Annotated in this window: 15 protein-coding genes, 1 pseudogene and 1 riboswitch; of the genes and pseudogenes, 7 read left to right on the top strand and 9 right to left on the bottom strand. The window is 69.2% G+C overall.

The features are described 5' to 3' along the window. Positions 1 to 206 precede the first annotated feature (206 nt). The 3 genes from OHU34_RS21685 to thiC all read right to left on the bottom strand — a co-directional run bounded on the left by OHU34_RS21685 (position 207) and on the right by thiC (position 4,608). Complete coding sequence (locus tag OHU34_RS21685) at positions 207 to 1,655, bottom strand: VWA domain-containing protein (RefSeq protein WP_142265128.1); 1,449 nt, start codon at positions 1,653 to 1,655, stop codon at positions 207 to 209. Further along, positions 1,652 to 2,647, bottom strand: coding sequence for a hypothetical protein (locus tag OHU34_RS21680; RefSeq protein ID WP_230195259.1), 996 nt, complete (start codon positions 2,645 to 2,647; stop codon positions 1,652 to 1,654). The genes OHU34_RS21685 and OHU34_RS21680 overlap by 4 nt, the downstream gene beginning before the upstream one ends. A gap of 134 nt (positions 2,648 to 2,781) precedes the next feature. Next, a complete protein-coding gene (gene thiC, locus OHU34_RS21675; RefSeq protein ID WP_142265130.1) occupies positions 2,782 to 4,608 on the bottom strand; it encodes a phosphomethylpyrimidine synthase ThiC in 1,827 nt (608 codons plus the stop codon). Further along, positions 4,601 to 4,790, bottom strand: a riboswitch (TPP riboswitch). Its footprint overlaps the gene before it by 8 nt. Before the next feature lie 549 nt (positions 4,791 to 5,339). On the opposite strand from thiC, the gene OHU34_RS21670 reads away from it, so the two are divergent. Then, a complete protein-coding gene (locus OHU34_RS21670; RefSeq protein ID WP_405767889.1) occupies positions 5,340 to 6,938 on the top strand; it encodes a YibE/F family protein in 1,599 nt (532 codons plus the stop codon). 174 nt (positions 6,939 to 7,112) lie between these two features. On the opposite strand, the gene OHU34_RS21665 is transcribed toward OHU34_RS21670, so the two are convergent. From OHU34_RS21665 to OHU34_RS21650, 4 genes are all read right to left on the bottom strand, one after another. Beyond that, positions 7,113 to 7,559: an SsgA family sporulation/cell division regulator gene (locus OHU34_RS21665; protein ID WP_020130693.1), complete on the bottom strand. Its 447-nt coding sequence runs from the start codon at positions 7,557 to 7,559 to the stop codon at positions 7,113 to 7,115. Between the two features lie 100 nt (positions 7,560 to 7,659). Continuing rightward, positions 7,660 to 8,523 carry an IclR family transcriptional regulator gene (locus OHU34_RS21660; RefSeq protein WP_200839740.1) on the bottom strand — a complete coding sequence of 288 codons (864 nt, stop codon included), beginning with the start codon at positions 8,521 to 8,523 and terminating at the stop codon, positions 7,660 to 7,662. Positions 8,524 to 8,721: 198 nt separating this feature from the next. Continuing rightward, the gene (locus OHU34_RS21655; RefSeq protein WP_020130691.1) at positions 8,722 to 8,934 is read right to left on the bottom strand and encodes a DUF5326 family protein; all 213 of its coding nucleotides are present in this window, start codon (positions 8,932 to 8,934) and stop codon (positions 8,722 to 8,724) included. A 209-nt stretch (positions 8,935 to 9,143) separates the two neighbouring features. Next, a complete protein-coding gene (locus OHU34_RS21650; protein WP_142265131.1) occupies positions 9,144 to 9,461 on the bottom strand; it encodes a cupin domain-containing protein in 318 nt (105 codons plus the stop codon). A gap of 58 nt (positions 9,462 to 9,519) precedes the next feature. Between OHU34_RS21650 and OHU34_RS21645 the strand changes: the two genes are divergently transcribed. From OHU34_RS21645 to OHU34_RS21625, 5 genes and pseudogenes are all read left to right on the top strand, one after another. Further along, on the top strand, positions 9,520 to 9,897 hold the full coding sequence (locus OHU34_RS21645; protein ID WP_054242144.1) for a phage holin family protein: 378 nt from the start codon (positions 9,520 to 9,522) through the stop codon (positions 9,895 to 9,897). Positions 9,898 to 9,904: 7 nt separating this feature from the next. Beyond that, on the top strand, positions 9,905 to 10,396 hold the full coding sequence (locus tag OHU34_RS21640; RefSeq protein ID WP_142265132.1) for a low molecular weight protein-tyrosine-phosphatase: 492 nt from the start codon (positions 9,905 to 9,907) through the stop codon (positions 10,394 to 10,396). Then, entirely contained in the window at positions 10,393 to 11,550 is a 1,158-nt protein-coding gene (locus tag OHU34_RS21635; RefSeq protein WP_230195242.1) for a cystathionine gamma-lyase, read from the top strand. Before OHU34_RS21640 ends, OHU34_RS21635 begins: the two co-directional genes overlap by 4 nt. 229 nt (positions 11,551 to 11,779) lie before the next feature. After that, positions 11,780 to 12,686: pseudogene (locus OHU34_RS21630) on the top strand (LysR family transcriptional regulator). 88 nt (positions 12,687 to 12,774) lie between these two features. Beyond that, a complete protein-coding gene (locus OHU34_RS21625) occupies positions 12,775 to 13,257 on the top strand; it encodes an NUDIX domain-containing protein (protein WP_020130685.1) in 483 nt (160 codons plus the stop codon). A gap of 42 nt (positions 13,258 to 13,299) precedes the next feature. Here the strand turns inward: OHU34_RS21625 and OHU34_RS21620 are convergent, their stop codons facing one another. Both OHU34_RS21620 and OHU34_RS21615 read right to left on the bottom strand, forming a co-directional pair. Next, positions 13,300 to 15,009 (bottom strand): globin domain-containing protein, encoded by a 1,710-nt coding sequence (locus tag OHU34_RS21620; RefSeq protein ID WP_405767884.1) that lies wholly within the window; start codon positions 15,007 to 15,009, stop codon positions 13,300 to 13,302. A 448-nt stretch (positions 15,010 to 15,457) separates the two neighbouring features. Continuing rightward, entirely contained in the window at positions 15,458 to 16,090 is a 633-nt protein-coding gene (locus OHU34_RS21615; RefSeq protein ID WP_405767882.1) for an HAD family hydrolase, read from the bottom strand. Positions 16,091 to 16,319: 229 nt separating this feature from the next. On the opposite strand from OHU34_RS21615, the gene OHU34_RS21610 reads away from it, so the two are divergent. Continuing rightward, positions 16,320 to 17,186 (top strand): GNAT family N-acetyltransferase, encoded by an 867-nt coding sequence (locus tag OHU34_RS21610; RefSeq protein WP_142265137.1) that lies wholly within the window; start codon positions 16,320 to 16,322, stop codon positions 17,184 to 17,186. Positions 17,187 to 17,245: the final 59 nt, after the last annotated feature.

Raw genomic sequence — 17,245 nt, 5'->3', positions numbered from 1 at the left:
CGACCCCACCGAGGGGAGCGCAAGCCGTACGCCGGGCGCCGTACAGCCGGGCGCCGGACGGCTCTGGCGGAGAGCCGCCGCACGGATCGGTGCTGCTCTGATCGGTGCTGCTCTGCGGTGCTCAGCGCTGCCCCTGAGCGGGTCGCAGTCACAGGGGCGGCAGCCCGACGTCGCACATCCGGGCATCCGGGCATCCGGGCATCCGATCAGAGGATGCCCGCGCGGCCGGCCGCGGTGACCCAGCTGGGAAACTCGGACAGCAGCCGGTCATAGAGCTCCTGGTCGGGGAGGGTGCTGATGTCGTCCACGGAGAAGAAGCCCACGTTGTCGACTCGGCGTCCGGGCAGTGTGTCGAAGCGCTCCAGGACGCCGTAGTTGGACCGGCCGAGCCCCACGAACTGCCAGAAGATCGGCTCCTCGACCGCCGCCCGCAGCTCCCGCTCGATCGCCGCGTCGCGGTAGACCCCTCCGTCGGAGAAGAACAGCACCAAGGTCGGGGCGGCCGCCGGATTCTCCCGGACATACGACCTGACCTGGGAAATCGCCTTCTGTTCCTCGTTCTGGATGCCGACCGAGCGCATGTCTACCTGCCCCGGCTCCATCCCCTTGCGGGGCTTCTTGCTCCGCCGGAACAGACTGATCTCACCCACCCGCACATGCAGCCGCAGCCACTCGGGGAGTTCACCCAACCGCAGGTCGGGAAGGCGAGCGGCATCGCTGGCGAAGGTCCAGGCCTGCATCTCGCCGTCGTCGTCGAGTTCTGCCGCCACCGCAGCCATCCGCTCCACGACGTCCGCCACCACGCCGCGTGAGTACAGGAACGCCATGGACCCGGAGGCATCGAGGACGAGCACGACCCGCGCGCTGATCCCCACCGCCCCCCGCTTGCTCAGACTGACGGCGACCTGCTCCTTGCGCAGCGACAGCCGCTTACGCATGTCGACGGGAAGCCGCTCCTCCCCCTTGGTCAGACGGGGGCCCGACGGTGGGGTGGTTGTCGGCGGGGTGAGCGGGGGCGGGGTGAGCGGGGGTGGGGTGATGGTCCGTGGGGTGACCGCAGGTGGGGCTACGGCAGGCGGGGTGGGCGCCGGGCGGTGCGGAGGGGTGGCCGCCTGCTCCGGCTCGTCGTCGACCGTGATCCCGAAGTCCCTGGCCACCCCCGCGAGCCCGGAGGCGTACCCCTGCCCGACCGCCCGGAACTTCCAGCGCCCCTCGCGCAGGTACAGCTCACCGGCGATGAACGCCGTCTCCGTGTCGGCCTGCATCTCGAAGCGGGCCACTTCGGAACTCCCGTCCCCACCGAGGAGTCTCAGGGTCAGTCCGGTCACCTGGCCGAACGTGCCCCCGTCGGCCGACGCGCACAGCACCACACGTGTGATGGCGCCCTCCAGCGACCGGAGGTCCACCCGGACGGCGTCGGTCTTGACACCGGCTTCGCTCCGCTTGCCGACGTGCCGCACGGCGCCGGACGCGTGCAGCGGCTGGTTGTAGAAGACGAAGTCCCTGTCGTCACGCACTCGACCGTCCTGCGCCAGCAGCAAGGCCGAGGCATCGATGTCCGGCCCGCCGGCCCCTTCGGCCCAGCTGAGTTCGACCCGTACATCCGGCACGTCGACCGGCAGATTGGCACCCTTGCTCAGGGATCGCGCTGTCATGGAGGCAAGTCTGCCGAGCCGACGCCCTGGGGCAACCGAACGAGCGCGATTCCTTCCTCCTGGGCGACCGCCAAGAGCGTGCCGTCGGGACGCAGTGCCGCGACCGGTGTCGGTATGTGGGTGACTCCGTAGGCACCCACACGGCGCGACACCTTCACCTCGGGCCACTCCGCCGGCACTTCACCGGTGATGACGTCGATCAGCCGAGGGTGGCCGTGCAAGGAGACGACGCGACCACCACCCGCGAGCAGCGTGCCGACCTCGAAATCGACAGGGCTCCGGTGCAGCCACGCGCGCTGGGACAATGACCACACTCCGATCCGACGAGGTCCGAGCGAGGCGACCTCCTCGTCGTCGAGGGACTCGTCCCCGGTCGCCACCGCCAGTCGGTCGTCGTCGAGCCAACAGGCCGACTCCACCTCGGCGTCGATCCCCGGCTGCATCGGCAACACCCCGCGCCCGTCCAGTACGGCCGGGTCCGCCAGCGCGCTCTCCAGATCGAAGACCTCGACGATCCCGTACGGATGCCACACCCAGCCGGCCACCAGCAGGTGCCGTCCGTCCCCGCTCACCGACAGCCGGGAATGGAACACGTCCTTCGGTTCGCGCGCGCCGGTGGTGAGCCGCTGTCCTGACGCCACGTCCTCGATCTCGAGAACGTTGTACTCCTCCGGACAGTGGACCAGGATCTCCCGGCCGTCCCTCAGGACCCCCAGGGCCACGGGGTAGTCGTAGTCCTCAGCGTGATCCTGGCTGCGCGTCAGTACACGGAGGGGCTGCGTTCCCTCCAGCAACAGCGCTTCGGGCCCCCGTTCCGCATGGACGACGCTGTAGCGGCCGGACGGTGAGACGACGCTTCTGTCGAAGCCGGGACCGTGATCGGTGGCCGTCCGGCGCTCCACACCATCGGTGCTCCACGCCCGGCCACCCACCGCATCGACCAGCTCATCGCCCTGCCAGGCCAATGACCGGACCGGCGCCGTCGACTTCACCCACTCCAAGGTCCCTCTTCCCCCGATCGCAACAACGTCGTCCCTCCCCCTCCGTGACGGTCGCTGATGGCGCTGTCCCCATCCCGCTGCCGGCCAGGCTTCTGACCTCGGGGGACAGCGCCGATCCGACTACGTCAGTCAGCCAGCGGCAGGTACACCCGGTTCCCGCTCGCCGCGAACTCCTTCGACTTCTCCAGCATGCCCTCGGCGATCTCCTCCGCCGAGGCCCCGTCGGCCGCCCCGCCGCCGAACCGCTCGTTGATGCTCTGGCTGATCTTCATCGAGCAGAACTTCGGCCCGCACATCGAGCAGAAGTGCGCCGTCTTCGCCGGCTCAGCGGGGAGTGTCTCGTCGTGGAACTCCCGTGCCGTGTCCGGGTCGAGGGCAAGGTTGAACTGGTCCTCCCAGCGGAACTCGAAGCGGGCGTCGGAGAGCGCGTCGTCCCATTCCTGCGCACCGGGGTGCCCCTTGGCGAGGTCGGCTGCATGGGCGGCGATCTTGTAGGTGATGACGCCGGTCTTGACGTCGTCCCGGTTGGGCAGGCCCAGATGTTCCTTGGGCGTGACGTAGCAGAGCATGGCCGTGCCCCACCAGGCGATCATCGCGGCGCCGATGCCGGAGGTGATGTGGTCGTACGCCGGCGCGACGTCCGTCGTCAGCGGGCCGAGCGTATAGAACGGAGCTTCATCACAGATCTCCTGCTGAAGGTCGATGTTCTCCTTGATCTTGTGCATCGGGACATGGCCCGGGCCTTCGATCATCGTCTGAACATGGAAACGCTTCGCGATCCGGTTGAGTTCCCCGAGTGTCCTCAACTCCGCGAACTGCGCCGCGTCGTTGGCGTCCGCGATGGAACCCGGCCGCAGGCCGTCGCCCAGCGAGTACGTGACGTCGTAGGCGGCGAGGATCTCGCAGAGTTCCTCGAAGTTCTCGTAGAGGAACGACTCCTTGTGGTGCGCGAGGCACCAGGCCGCCATGATCGAGCCGCCACGGGACACGATGCCGGTCTTGCGGTTGGCGGTGAGCGGGACGTACGAAAGGCGGACGCCGGCGTGGACCGTCATGTAGTCCACGCCCTGCTCCGCCTGCTCGATGACGGTGTCCTTGTAGATCTCCCAGGTCAGTTCCTCGGCGCGGCCGTCGACCTTCTCCAGCGCCTGGTACAGCGGCACCGTGCCGATGGGGACGGGGGAGTTGCGCAGCACCCACTCGCGGGTGGTGTGGATGTTGCGGCCAGTCGACAGGTCCATGACCGTGTCGGCGCCCCAACGGGTCGCCCAGGTCATCTTCTCGACCTCCTCCTCGATCGAGGACGTCACCGCCGAGTTGCCGATGTTGGCGTTGACCTTCACCAGGAACCGCTTGCCGATGATCATCGGCTCGATCTCCGGGTGATTGACGTTGGCCGGCAGCACGGCGCGGCCCGCCGCGATCTCCTCGCGAACCACCTCGGGGGAGACGTTCTCCCGGATGGCCACGAACTCCATCTCGGGCGTGATCTCCCCCCGGCGCGCATACGCGAGCTGGGTGACCGCCTCGCCGTTCCGCCCACGGCGCGGCAGGCGCGGCCGACCCGGGAAGACCGCGTCGAGGTTGCGCAGACCGCCGCGCGGTGAGGTGTGCTTGAGACCGTCGTCCTCGGGGCGGACCGGCCGGCCCGCGTACTCCGCGGTGTCGCCCCGGGCGATGATCCAGTTCTCGCGCAACGGCGACAGGCCCCTGCGGACGTCGGTCTCGACGAGTGGATCGGTGTACGGGCCGGAGGTGTCGTACAGGCTGACCGACTGCCCGTTGGTGAGATGCACCTGACGAACCGGCACCTGTAGATCGGAGCGAGTGCCCTCGACGTACCCCTTGTGCCAGCCGATGGACTTCCCGGCCTCCGCGACATTCACGTCGACCGTGCTCTCGCTGGTCGCGTTCTGCGTGAAGGCAGGCGTGCGTGCGTCCTTGTTGGTCATGAGACCTACTCCCTACGCCGGCATTACCCGGTAACAGGTTCGGCGGTCGACGCAGCGGCTACCGTCTGCCGATGTTTCATGTGAAACATCACTCGATTCGAGAGACGTTCCACGTGAAACATCGCGAAGACGGAGGTCAGCGCCCTCTCAGCCCGGTGCTCCGAGCTCCCGCGTGTGCAAAGGTTGCCTCCACGCTAGCGTCAATTCTGGCGCGGTGAACAGAGGGCCCGTGTCGTTCTTGCGATGATCGGTCGGTGACCACGACACACCAGCCCCCGTATCCGCCGCCCGAGCCGCCCCACCGACCGGGCGCCGCCAGCGGCCCCGGCAATGGCTCCGGCAATGGCTCTGGAAGCGGTCCTGGCAGCGGCCCCAGAGGCGATCGCGACTTCAGCAACGGTCACGATCACCCGCGCAGTCCCGACCACGGGCCGGGATACGCAGGCGGGCTCGGCGGGCTGAGACGCGCTGGAACCCCCGACGGCCAAGGGCCCGGCCCGGTCGAGGGCCGCGGGGCAAGGCCGGGGCCGCAGCCGGGGCCAGGAGCGCAGTCAGGGTCGGGGTCGGAGAGTGGCCGGGGCTATGGAAGCGGTCCAGGGCCCGGGACCGGCCGGGGATACCGGAGCGGGCAGGAATACCGGAACGGGCAAGGACCCGAGAACGACCAGGGATACGGGGACGGTCGCGGGTACGGGGACGACCGCGGGAACGACGGGTACCGGGATCGGTCCGTGCCCGGGCAGGAGTACGGCCCCGACCATGGTTCCGGCCCTCGTCCTGGTCAGGGCCTTCGTCCTGAACGTGGTCCCGGCTCCGGTTCCGATCCCGGCTCCGGTTCTGGTGACGGATATGGCTTCGACCGCGAACACGGTCATGGACGGAGTCACGACGGCGGTCATGGCGGCGGGCACGGTAGCGGTCCCGGCGATGGCCAGGGTGGCGGGCACGGCCCGGGCGACGGGCACGGCTCCGGTTCCGACGGCGGGCACGGGCATTCGCACAGCCACAGTCATGGCCCGGCCGCCCCCGTCTCCCAGCACCTGCGCAAGGTCATCGCGGCCATCCTCGTCCCGTTCGGAGCCGCGGTACTGGTGGGGCTCGTGGTGTTGTGGCCCGGCGGAGCCCCGGCGCACGAGCGCACCGGAGTCGGCTTCGACCGGCAGACCCAGCAGGCCACGGTCACCAAGGTCGTGAGCTTGAGCTGCGCGTCCGTGAACGCCTCGGGCGACACCCCTACCGGCGACACCTCCACGGCCGAGGGCTCCTCCGCCCAGCAGCAGGCGGCCGGCACCTGCAAGCGGGCCACGATCCGGGTGGACACCGGCGACGACAAGGGCCGTACCTTCACCGAGATCGTCCAGCCGGACCAGTCGCGGCAGTTGGAGCAAGGCGAGAAGGTCGTGGTCGCCTACGAGCCCTCCGCGCCGAAGGACCTTCAGTACTCGGTCACCGATGTGAACCGCCGCATCCCCATGGCGGTCCTGGCGATCATCTTCGCGGTCGCCGTCGTGGTCGTCGGGCGGCTGCGGGGCGTCATGGCGCTGGTCGCGCTGGCCATCAGCTTCATGGTGCTGAACTTCTTCGTGCTGCCCGCGATCCTCCAGGGGTCGAACCCGCTGGTCGTGGCGGTGGTGGGTTCGAGCGCCATCATGCTGATCGCGCTGTATCTCTGTCACGGGCTCTCGGCGCGCACCTCCGTCGCTGTGCTCGGCACGCTGATCTCACTGCTGCTGATCGGCATCCTCGGCTCGCTGTTCATCGACTGGGCCGCGCTGACCGGCAACACGGACGACAACACCGGCCTGATCCACGGCCTGTACCCGTCGATCGACATGAGCGGCCTGCTGCTGGCCGGCATCATCATCGGCTCGCTCGGCGTCCTCGACGACGTGACGGTCACTCAGACCTCGGCGGTCTGGGAACTGCACGAGGCCAACCCCGCGATGGGCTGGCGCGGCCTGTACCGGGCCGGCATCCGTATCGGCCGCGACCACATCGCGTCCGTGGTCAACACGCTCGTCCTCGCCTACGCCGGTGCCGCGCTGCCGCTGTTGCTGCTCTTCTCGATCGCGCAGAGCAGCGTGGGCAGCGTCGCCAACAGCGAACTGGTCGCCGAGGAGATCGTGCGCACCCTGGTGGGCTCGATCGGCCTGGTCGCCTCCGTGCCCGTCACAACGGTCCTGGCGGCCCTGGTGGTCTCCGCCGACCGGGCAGGCCCGGGAAAGGCACCCGTGACGGCTCCGGAAGCCAGTCCTGCGGCTCCGGCGGGTGCGATGGCGGCGGGCAGCGCCCAGACCCGGGGCGGCCGGGGCAGGCGACGCAAGCGCTGAGGCGGGAGGGCGCCCGAGTGCCGACCACACCGGCGGACTCGGGCGCACGCCTCACTCCGCTCGACAAGGCAGTTCGGCGCCTGCGACACCCCATGAAGAAGCGTTCCTGCACAAAACCAACCGCAGCGAAGCCTTCGCCACACTCGCTTCTCCACCACGCGCATCACCATGACGTCAGCCGGCGCTCTGCTCCTCCGCCAGGATCCGGTCCAACGCCTCGTCCAGATGGGCGTCGAAATCGGCGAGAGCACCCTCCTGGCCCAACGGAACCAGCTTGTCGGTACGGTCGAGGAAAGCCACGAGCGGAGCCGCCGAGGAGCGGAACAGCGCCTGGTCACCGCCGACCTGAAGCCGGATCAGGACCTCCCCCAGCACATCGGGATCCACCGGCGAGACACGGACGTCTCCTTCGCCGCACGGCCTGCCCACCCCGTCGATGAGCAGCTCGCGCCCGAAAGCCCAGGTCACCGGGGCATCACCGGGCAGATGGAAGGTGAGTCGCACGGCATAGGGGTCGCACGACTCGTAACCCAGCTCCACCGGAATGCGGAACGAGAGCTCCTCGGAGACGAGGAAGCTCATCATGACCTCTGCCTGTACTGCCTGTACGGACTCGCGCATCGCCTTACCTCGTCATTTGCCGCCGACTGGCCGGGAATGGACCTTCTGACACTGCACGCATCTTGCTGAAAGTACACAACAGATCACAAGGAGTGAGTTTTCAGATACTGATAGAGATCGCCAGCGACCCCAGCAGCCGTCCGATCTCGCTCTGAAGTTGCCGGGCGGCCGGCAGCAACCGGTCGGCGTGATGGGCGGGCAGAGAGATCGCCATCGTGGACGCCGTGGTGCCCACGGTGATCGGGACGGCGGCGCACACCGTGCCCAACGCGTACTCCTGCCGTTCGACGACCGGTTCCATACGCCGCATACGCTCCAGGCGCCGCAGCAGGGTGCGGTTGTCATGCACGGTGTACGGAGTGATCGACTCGGCGGGGTAGCGGGCCAGGTGGTCGCGGCGGGCGTCCTCGTCCAACTGGGAGAGCAGACACTGGCCGATGGCGTGCGCGTGTGCGGTCTCGCCGAAGTCGGCCCACTCCTCGACCGCCGGATTGCCCGGGGTGTCCGAAACGCACATGATCTCGATCTCGCCGTCGCGGTACCTGGCGTAGTACACGGGGACACCGATCGAATCGCGCCATTGGGCGAGGGTGTCGGCGACCGTGCTGCGACGTTTCTGCGCGGCTCCGCTCCTGCCGAGCCGCTCAGCCGCATCACCGAGGAAGAACAACCCTCTGTCCCGACGCAGGTAGCCCTCGTGCACGAGAGTGCGCAACAGGTGGTAGGCCGTGGGCAACGCGAGTCCGGTCTCGCGGGCGAGCTGTTTGGCCGGAGCCCCGTACGCGTGCTCGGCGACGGATTCCAGCAGCCGCATGGCGCGCTGGACGGAGCCGATCAGGGTGGCCGCGGGGTGCGGATGCTCGGGGGTGGTCGTGTTCGGTGGGCGTTGCAGTGGGGGTGCGGCGGACCGCGGCCGGGAAGGGGGTGCGAACGGTTCTGCCGATGCGGTGTCAACCATGACCATGGGTCACTTCCGAAGCACGAGGGGGACGTCCGTGCGAGGAACACGGGAGGGGGGTGTGCGCCACTCGCGGGGTTCGTCCCCGCGACGAGTTCCGGACTTTAACCGTCTGCCACCGCGTACAGACGGGCTGTCAGGGAAACTTCCCCCGGCCGAGGGAACAGGCGATTCCTGTTACCGCTCACCGGCCTCCCGCACCGCTCACCAGTCGCTGCGCGAGGAGGAACTCGAAGTGAACTTCCTTACGACGTAGATCAGTCCGCCGACCAGCGCCACGAAGACCAGCAGCTTGAAAAGCAGGCCGATCACGAACCCGACGACGCTGGCTATGAGGCCACCGAACACGACCAGGGCGATGACCGGCACCGCGACCCACTTCACCCACCACGGCATTCCCGCGAAGATCTCTCGCATGGCCCTTGTCCTCATCCTCTTCGTTCGATGTCCGGCACCCCTGTCGGGCCGGAGCGTTTCGATGTCCTGCCGCCGATGCTAGGTCCGAAGGGGGTGCCGACGGGGGCCTCGCACCCCTTGTCCTCCCCTGACCGAACCCCTAGGGAACCCCGAGACCGCAGGTCGGCCAGCGGACGGACACGCTCAGGCCGGGCGCCGGACGGAAGAGCTCAGCCCTCGGCCGGCGAGAAGACGACCATGACCCGAAGGTCCTCGCTGATGTGATGGAACTTGTGGGCGACCCCGGCCGGGACGTACACCACACTGCCCCGCGCCACCTGAGTCGTCTCCAGACCGACCGTGATCGAGGCACGCCCGCTCACGACGAAGTACACCTCGTCCTGGTTGTGCGGATTCTGTGGATCATGCGCGCCGGCGTCGAGCGCGTACAGCCCGACCGACATGTTCCGTTCACGCAGAAACTGCAGGTAGGCACCGTCGTTGGCGGCTCGCTCCGCCTCCAGTTCATCCAACCGGAATGCCTTCATCGACCTGGTCCGCCCTTGTCCGGTGCTCGTTCTCGATCTCTCTGCCACGATCAGACACATGAAGAATTTCGTAGTCAAGACGATCGCCAACGCGGGCGCCCTGGCGGTCGCCGTCTGGCTGCTCGACAAGATCACCCTGACCGGTGACAGCACGGGCAAGAAGATAGGCACCCTCGTCGTCGTCGCACTGCTTTTCGGCCTGGTGAACTTCCTGGTCAAGCCGGTCGTGAAGGTGCTGACCTTCCCCCTGTTCATCCTCACCCTCGGCCTGATCACCCTGGTGGTCAACGCCCTGATGCTGCTGCTGACCTCGTGGTTGGCCGACAAGCTCGACCTGAGCTTCCATGTGGAGGGCTTCTGGACCGCGGTTCTGGGCGGCCTGATCATCTCCGTCGTCTCCTGGGCCCTCAACGTCGTGATGCCGGACGGCGACTGAGGCCGCGATGACCTACCGCGTCTGTTTCGTCTGCACCGGCAACATCTGTCGCTCGCCGATGGCCGAGTCGGTCTTCCGCGCGCGCGTGGACGACGCCGGTCTCGAAGGGCTGGTCGAGATCGAGAGCGCCGGCACGGGTGACTGGCACGAGGGCGAGGACGCCGATCCGCGTGCCCGCTCCGTCCTGGAGGAGCACGGATATGCCCTCGACCACACGGCCCGGCGCTTCGAGTCGTCGTGGTTCGCCCGCCTCGACCTCGTCCTGGCCCTCGACGCCGGGCATCTCGAGGCCCTGCGCCTCCTCGCACCCACCCAGGAGGACGCGGCGAAGATACGGCTGCTTCGGTCCTACGCTCCCGCGGCAGCCGACGACCTCGACGTCCCCGACCCCTACTACGGGGGCCTGAGCGGCTTCGAGGAGTGCCTTGAGATGGTGGAGGAGGCGAGCGCCGGTCTGCTCGCAGCCGTACGAGACGACGTGGAAGGACATGTGGCATGAGCGGATCCGCTGCCGACGGAGAGCTTTCCAGAGGCCCCGGCGAGGGCACGCGCGCGGTGCGGGCGGGGCTGCCCGAGCCGGTGAAGTACGAGCCGACCCTTCCCGGGCCGGTGTTCGCAGCGCACTTCCACCTGCCGGGCGAGCCCACGGGCCCGTACACCTACGGCCGTGACGAGAACCCGACCTGGACCCACCTGGAGCACGCCATCGGCGAACTCGAGGCGCCGGGCCAGGACGACGTCGAGACGCTCGCCTTCGCCTCCGGCATGGCCGCGATCTCGTCGGTGCTGTTCTCCCAGCTGAAGGCCGGGGACACCGTCGTGCTGCCCGACGACGGCTACCAGGTGCTGCCTCTGGTACGCGCGCAGTTGGAGGCGTACGGCATCGAGGTACGCACCGCGCCGACCGGCGAGGACGCCCAGCTGAACGTCCTGGACGGCGCGAAGCTGCTGTGGATCGAGTCCCCCTCGAACCCCGGGCTCGACGTGTGCGACATCCGGCGGCTCGTCGAGGCGGCACACGCGCGTGGCGCTCTGGTGGCCGTGGACAACACGCTCGCCACTCCGCTCGGGCAGCGCCCGCTGGAACTCGGCGCCGACTTCTCGGTGGCCAGTGGCACCAAGCAGCTCACGGGTCACGGCGATGTCCTCCTCGGCTATGTCACCGGGCGGGCCGGTACGCCGATGACAGCCGTGCGGCGCTGGCGCAAGATCGTCGGGGCGATCCCCGGGCCCATGGAGGCCTGGCTCGCGCACCGGTCGATCGCCACCCTCCAGTTGCGGGTGGAGCGGCAGAACACCACCGCCATGGCCGTGGCCGAGGCACTGCGGGGGCGGCCCGAGGTGAGCGGGCTGCGGTACCCGGGGCTGCCGGACGACCCGTCCCACAAGGTCGCCTCGCAGCAGATGCGTCGCTACGGCTGCGTGATCTCCTTCACGCTGTCCACGCGCGCGCATGCCGAGCGTTTTCTCGAGGCACTGCGGCTCGTGGACGACGCGACGAGCTTCGGCGGGGTGCGGTCGACCGCGGAGCGGCGCGGGCGCTGGGGTGGGGACGCGGTGCCGGAGGGCTTCATCCGGCTGTCCGTCGGTGCCGAGGACCCCGAGGACCTGGTGGCGGATGTGCTGCGTGCGCTGGAGGAGTCGGCGCGGTGACCGCCTTACGGACCCCCCGTCGGGGCCCCGCTACACACAACAGACGGTCCGAGCCTCCCCCCTCGTGGCTCGGACCGTCCTCGGTTCTGCGCGCGAAGAACCGCGCGAACAAGGCTAGTTGACTCTATGTCAGTGTCCAATCACAGTAGCGACAGAAGCCTATCGACTTATTTATAGTTGGGCCCTGCCTCAGAGCTGGAGGAAAGGCGGGGGAAAGGGAGGATGCTCCGTGGATCTGGCTTTGCTGCGCACCTTCGTGACCGTGCACCGGGCCGGCTCCTTCACTCGCGCCGCCGCTCTGCTGGGACTGTCCCAGCCGGCCGTCACCTCACAGATCCGCACGCTGGAGCGGCAGCTGGGCCGCCCCCTGTTCCTGCGGCAGGCCCGCGGCGTGACGCCGACGAGCATCGGCGACGAACTCGCCCACAAGGCCGCTCCTCATCTCGACGCCCTGGTGGAGATCGCCGGAACCGGCCCCGACGACGAGGCCGCCGGGCGGACGCTGCATCTCGCAGGGCCCCCCCGAATTCACCGCCGAGCGGGCCCTTCCCACACTCACCGAGCTGTCCGGGGACGACAGCCAGGGGTTCGCCCTGCGTGCCTCCTTCGGCAATGCCGAGGAGGTCCTGGAGGGCCTGGCCGCCGGCCACCACGACCTGGCCATCAGCACGGCGCGACCGCGCGGGGCGCTGCTCACGGCCACTCCGCTGTGCGACGAGGAGCACGTCCTGGTCGCCGCCCCGCAGTGGGACGAGCGGATCGATGCCGGGAAGCTGTGCCGCAAGGGCGCGACCGCGCTGGAGAACCTCCCGGTCGTCGAGGTCCACGAGTCCCTGCCCCTCGTCTCCCGCTACTGGGCCTCCGTCTTCGACTCGCGCCCCGCCGCCTCGGGCTCCGTCATCGTGCCCGACCTGCGCGCGGTCCTCGCGTGCGCTGTCGCGGGCGCCGGGCTGGCGGTCCTGCCCCGCTATCTGTGCGCGACCGCTCTGGACCGCGGTGACATCGTCGCGCTGCACGAACCGGCGGTGCCGCCGCTACGGACGTACGTTCTCGTGGCGCGCACGGGAACGCTGGCGACGCCGCACATCGCCCGGGCCCACGAATGGCTGCTGGGCGCGGCCACCGCCTGGTACTGACCCGGTTTTCACCCGGTGACAGGGAATGATCTCCTCCGGTGACCTCTCACGATGTTTCACGTGGAACCAACCGGGCCACATTTCTCCCATGACCGTCCGACCCGTGGTCAAGCGCACCGCACGAGCCGTTCTGCTGGACGGCGACAACCTGATCCTGATCAAGCGCACCAAGCCCGGTGTGGATCCCTACTGGGTCACGCCCGGTGGCGGGGTCGAACCGGATGACGCGACCGTGGTGGACGCCTTGCATCGCGAGGTGCACGAGGAACTCGGCGCCAAGATCACCGACGTGGTGCCCTGCTTCGTCGACACCGTCGAGCACATCGGTGACGACGGGGGTGCGACCGGCGTGAAAGTGCAGCACTTCTTCGTCTGCCGTCTGGAGTCCATGGACCCGGCCCAGCGGCACGGCCCCGAGATCGAGGAACCCGCCGGCGAGTACGAGATCGTCCGTGTGCCGTTCACCCGGGTCGGGATCGCCTCCGTTCACCTCGTACCGCTGTCGCTGCGGCACTACCTCGACGGCAACATCGAGGGCGTCCGTGCCATGCACGCGCCCGACCTCGGCTGAGGGGGGCTGAGCCCGACCCGGAGCGGCCCGCCGGACGCCGGGTCAGCTTCCGGTTGCGACGAGTTCCTCGACCGAGTCGTGCCGTATGCGCTCCGAGGGGATGCCGACGCCGCGCAGCGCGTCCACCCCGCTGCGGATCATGCCGGGCGGACCGGCGACATAGGCGTCGTACTCGGCCCACGGCCCGAAGGTGCGTATCGCGTCGGGCAACTGGAGCAGACCGTGCCGGTCGACCACCGGGCGGACCTCCAGCCAGGGGTGGGACTGCTGGAGCCGGAGCATCGTGTCGATGTCGTACAGGTCATGGTCGCTGCGCGCGCCGTAGAACACCTCGACCGGGCGCCGGGTGCCGTGCTCGGCGACATCCTCGACCAACGCCTTGATGGGGGCTATTCCGGTGCCACCGCCCACACAGAGCAGCCCGCTGTTCCTGGTGTGGTCGACGGTCATCGAACCGGCCGGGGGACCGAGCCGGATGACGTCGCCGGGCCGGGCGCGGTGCACCAGGGCGCTGGAGACCCAGCCCGCGGGGACGGCCTTCACGTGGAACGCCAGCAGGCCGTCGGAGCGCGGTGCCGAGGCGAAGGAGTAGTGCCGCCAGATCCGCGGCCACCACGGCGTCTCCAGGCTCGCGTACTGCCCGGCGAGGAAGGGGTAGGGCTGGTTGGGGCGGACGGTGAGGATCGCCACGTCCGGCGTTCTGAGGTCGTGCGTGACGACCTCCGCGTACCACCAGGGTGGGGCGCGCAGTTCGTCCACGGCCGCCGCGTCGATCATGACCTGGGAGATCGTGGTGTAGGTCCGGACCCAGGCCGCCTCCGTCTCGGCGTTCCACACGGCGTCCGCGTACTTGCTCAGCGAGCCGATGAGGCATTCTCCGACGGCCGGATAGTGCTCGGCCCTGGTGCCGTACTTGCGGTGGCCACGGCCCAGGTTCTGGAGGTATTCGACGAGGACCGCCTTGTTGTCCACGTGCTCGGCGGCGGTGAGCAGTGCCTTGAGCAGCCGGTCCCGTTGGGCATCCATCGCGGGCGGGAACAGCGAGCGCAGATCGGGGTGGCGGACGAACAGCAGCGCGTAGAAGTACGACGTGACCTTGTCGGCCACCGGGGCCACCTCGGCCATCGTGCGCCGGACGAGGACGGCGTCCGGAGACGCGTTGCCGACAGGCGTCGGCCGCTGAGCGGACAGCAGGGAATCGACGGGCGTGGCGGTGACCTGTTGTACGGCCGAACGGGACTCGGTGAGCACGGCCCGCTGCGGGGGCCCGGGCACTTCCGCGGACACCGGCGGCTGCATCGGCGACGGCCGGGACGCCTGCTGCCGGGCAAGTGCCCCGGGTTCCGCGTGGCCTCGAGAGGCCTCGGGTGTCTCAGGCGGTGCCGGCGCCTCGGGCGGGGCCGGTGGCCGAGACTGCGCGAAGGATGGTGTCTCGGCGGGGTGGTGGACCTCGATGGGGGATTCCTGCCAGGGCGGCGACGGGGGCTGTGCGCTCGCGGGGGCGGTCGTCGCGTCCTCGGGGGTCGGCGGGTCCGGGTGTATTCGGCGCTCGGCGTCCGTGGTGCCGCCCTGGGGCGCCTCACCGTGGGAGTCGACCGCGTTCCTGCCCACCGGGCGCAGTGCGGCCAGGCGACGGCCCTCAGCCCCTTGCTCGCCCCGTGGAGCCGGCTCCGGCTGCTTGCGCGGTGTGAACCATCCGTCCCCGCCGCCGGACGTGCCGTTGTCGGCCGACCTGCTGGTCGGAGCGTCCATGGTGTGCCTCGCCTCGAACATCTTTCGGTCGGTCTGCGCACTTCCTGGATCGGAAGGTGCCTGCTTCCCCCGCAGACGGCTTGGTTTTCCGTTCGGTTCCACGACCGGGATCGCCACGGTCCACCCGTATTTCCCCTCCGCACCCACACGTGGGGCGAGTGTGCGAGGTGGGGCGGCACTCTCACCGCAGCATCCCATCCTGTCCGGACGCCTGGGTCACATCACCGGAAATGCGGGTCTTCGATCTCTCCGTCCCGTTAGGCTGCATTGCCCTGTTCTCGGCTCGCGCGGAATGCATGCACCGCGTCGCGCGCACTTCGTCCCGGAAGCGAACCGGAGTCGACCATACCGGCCGCCGTCCGCCGCACAAGTCCCCCCCTTCCTCCCCGGAACCCGCTCGGCACGCGAACCGCGGATTTTCTGCAATCGGGGGTCAACGCGGGGTCAATCAGCTTTCGTGGCAGACCAATTCATAGGCATCCCACAGATCCTTCCCCACGTAGGAGTGGGTCGCGAGGCCCGCCAGATGGCGGTCCGAGTTGACTGCCACGGAGACCGGCACTGCACCGAACAGATCCTTGTCGGAGAGCGAATCGCCGTAAGCGACACAGCCGTCCCGCGTCACTCCGAACTCCGCGCAGAGCCGGTCGGCGATCAGCACCTTCGCCGCCGCGCTCAGCACTCCCGCCGGATCCATGGGCTCGGTGAAAGGGACCGCCGGGAATCGGGACCCGTACGTCGCGTGGGCGCCCCACCCGATGAGTCTTTCCACGAAGAAGGAAGGCGAGAGCGACACGACCGCGCAGTACTCCCCTCTGCGCCCTATCTCGGCCCAGACATCGCGGATGCGTGCCAGCCACGGCGCTCCTTCGAACGCCGCCGTCACATGCTCCTCGGTGAGCCGCGTCCAGAGTTCGTACACCTGCGCCGCGTACTCCGGCGGGCCGATCAACCCCGTCGAGATCGACTGCTCCAGCACCGCCGTCTCGGCCTCCAGGCCGAGTTGACGCGAGATTTCCAAGGGAGCGGACGTCCCGTGCAGCAGCGTGCCGTCAAGGTCGAAGAGGTGAAGTCTCGCCATGGCCCGAGGCTAACCGGGCAGGCCTGAGATCTCCCTGGCAGTGCCTCTCCCGAGCTTCCGTTCGCCCCTGTTTCACGTGAAACACTCCCGCACTCCCGCACTCCCGCACTGCCGTCGCGCTGGACGATGGGCCGTGAGGCTGGGCGATGGCCGGGACTTGGCCAAAAGCACGTACGTCCCAGGGGAAACGAGTGGACGCCGACGGTACGGGTCGGACAGCCTGACCTGCGTGCCGACTCCTTCCCTCACCGCTCTGCCCGTCCGACGTCTGACGCACCGCGACCTCACCGCCTGCGCCGACCTGTCCGAGGACCGGGGGTGGCCGCGCGAGGAGCACAAGTGGGGCCTGCTCCTCTCGGCCGGAAGGGGCTACGGCATCGACGACCCGGACGGCGGGCTCGTCAGTGCCTGCGTCGTCACCGAGTACGGCCCGCCCGGCCGTCCCACCCTCGGCGCCATCGGCATGGTGCTGGTCGCCGAGCGGTACGCCCGGCAGGGCATCGGTCGGCGGCTGATGCGGCACGTCGTCTCCCTGTTGGGCACCACCCCGCTGACCCTGCACGCCACACCGAACGGCCGACCGCTCTACGAGGAGCTGGGCTTCAAGACCACAGGCCGGGCGGAAATGGTGCGCGGGCGTCTCACGCCGGGCGACACGGCGTCGGACGTCGTCACCCGCGCGGCCACGGCCGAGGACCTCACGGCGGTCCTCCGGCTCGACGAGGAGGTCTTCGGCACCGATCGGACGCATGTGATCGCCCGTCTGCCCGCCTTCGCCGACCAGTTGCGGGTCGCCGAGGACGGCGGCCGGATCATCGGTTACGCGGCCGCATGGCCGAACATGGACACCCAGGTCGTGGGCCCGCTGATCGCCAGGGACACGAAGGCCGCGAAGGCCCTGCTGGCCTCCCTCGCCGCCCGCACGGACCGGCCGCTGCGCACCGACATCGACGTACGGCACGAGGAACTGCTGGAGTGGGTGAAGGCGCGGGGCCTGGAGTCCGTTGCCTTCAACGCCGTGATGACCCACGGGATCACGGAGCTGCCGGGCGACTGGCGCCGCCGGTTCGCCCCGCTGACGGTGGCGGCCGGCTGAGCCGGGAGACACGACGGAACGCCGGTTCCCGTGATGGTCGGAAACCGGCGTTCTGCGTG

Source organism: Streptomyces sp. NBC_00080 (assembly GCF_045041255.1).
In the GTDB taxonomy this organism is placed as follows: Bacteria; Actinomycetota; Actinomycetes; order Streptomycetales; family Streptomycetaceae; genus Streptomyces; species Streptomyces coriariae.
Note: the sequence above shows the minus strand (reverse complement) of the source record. Positions and strands in the feature narration are given on the sequence as shown.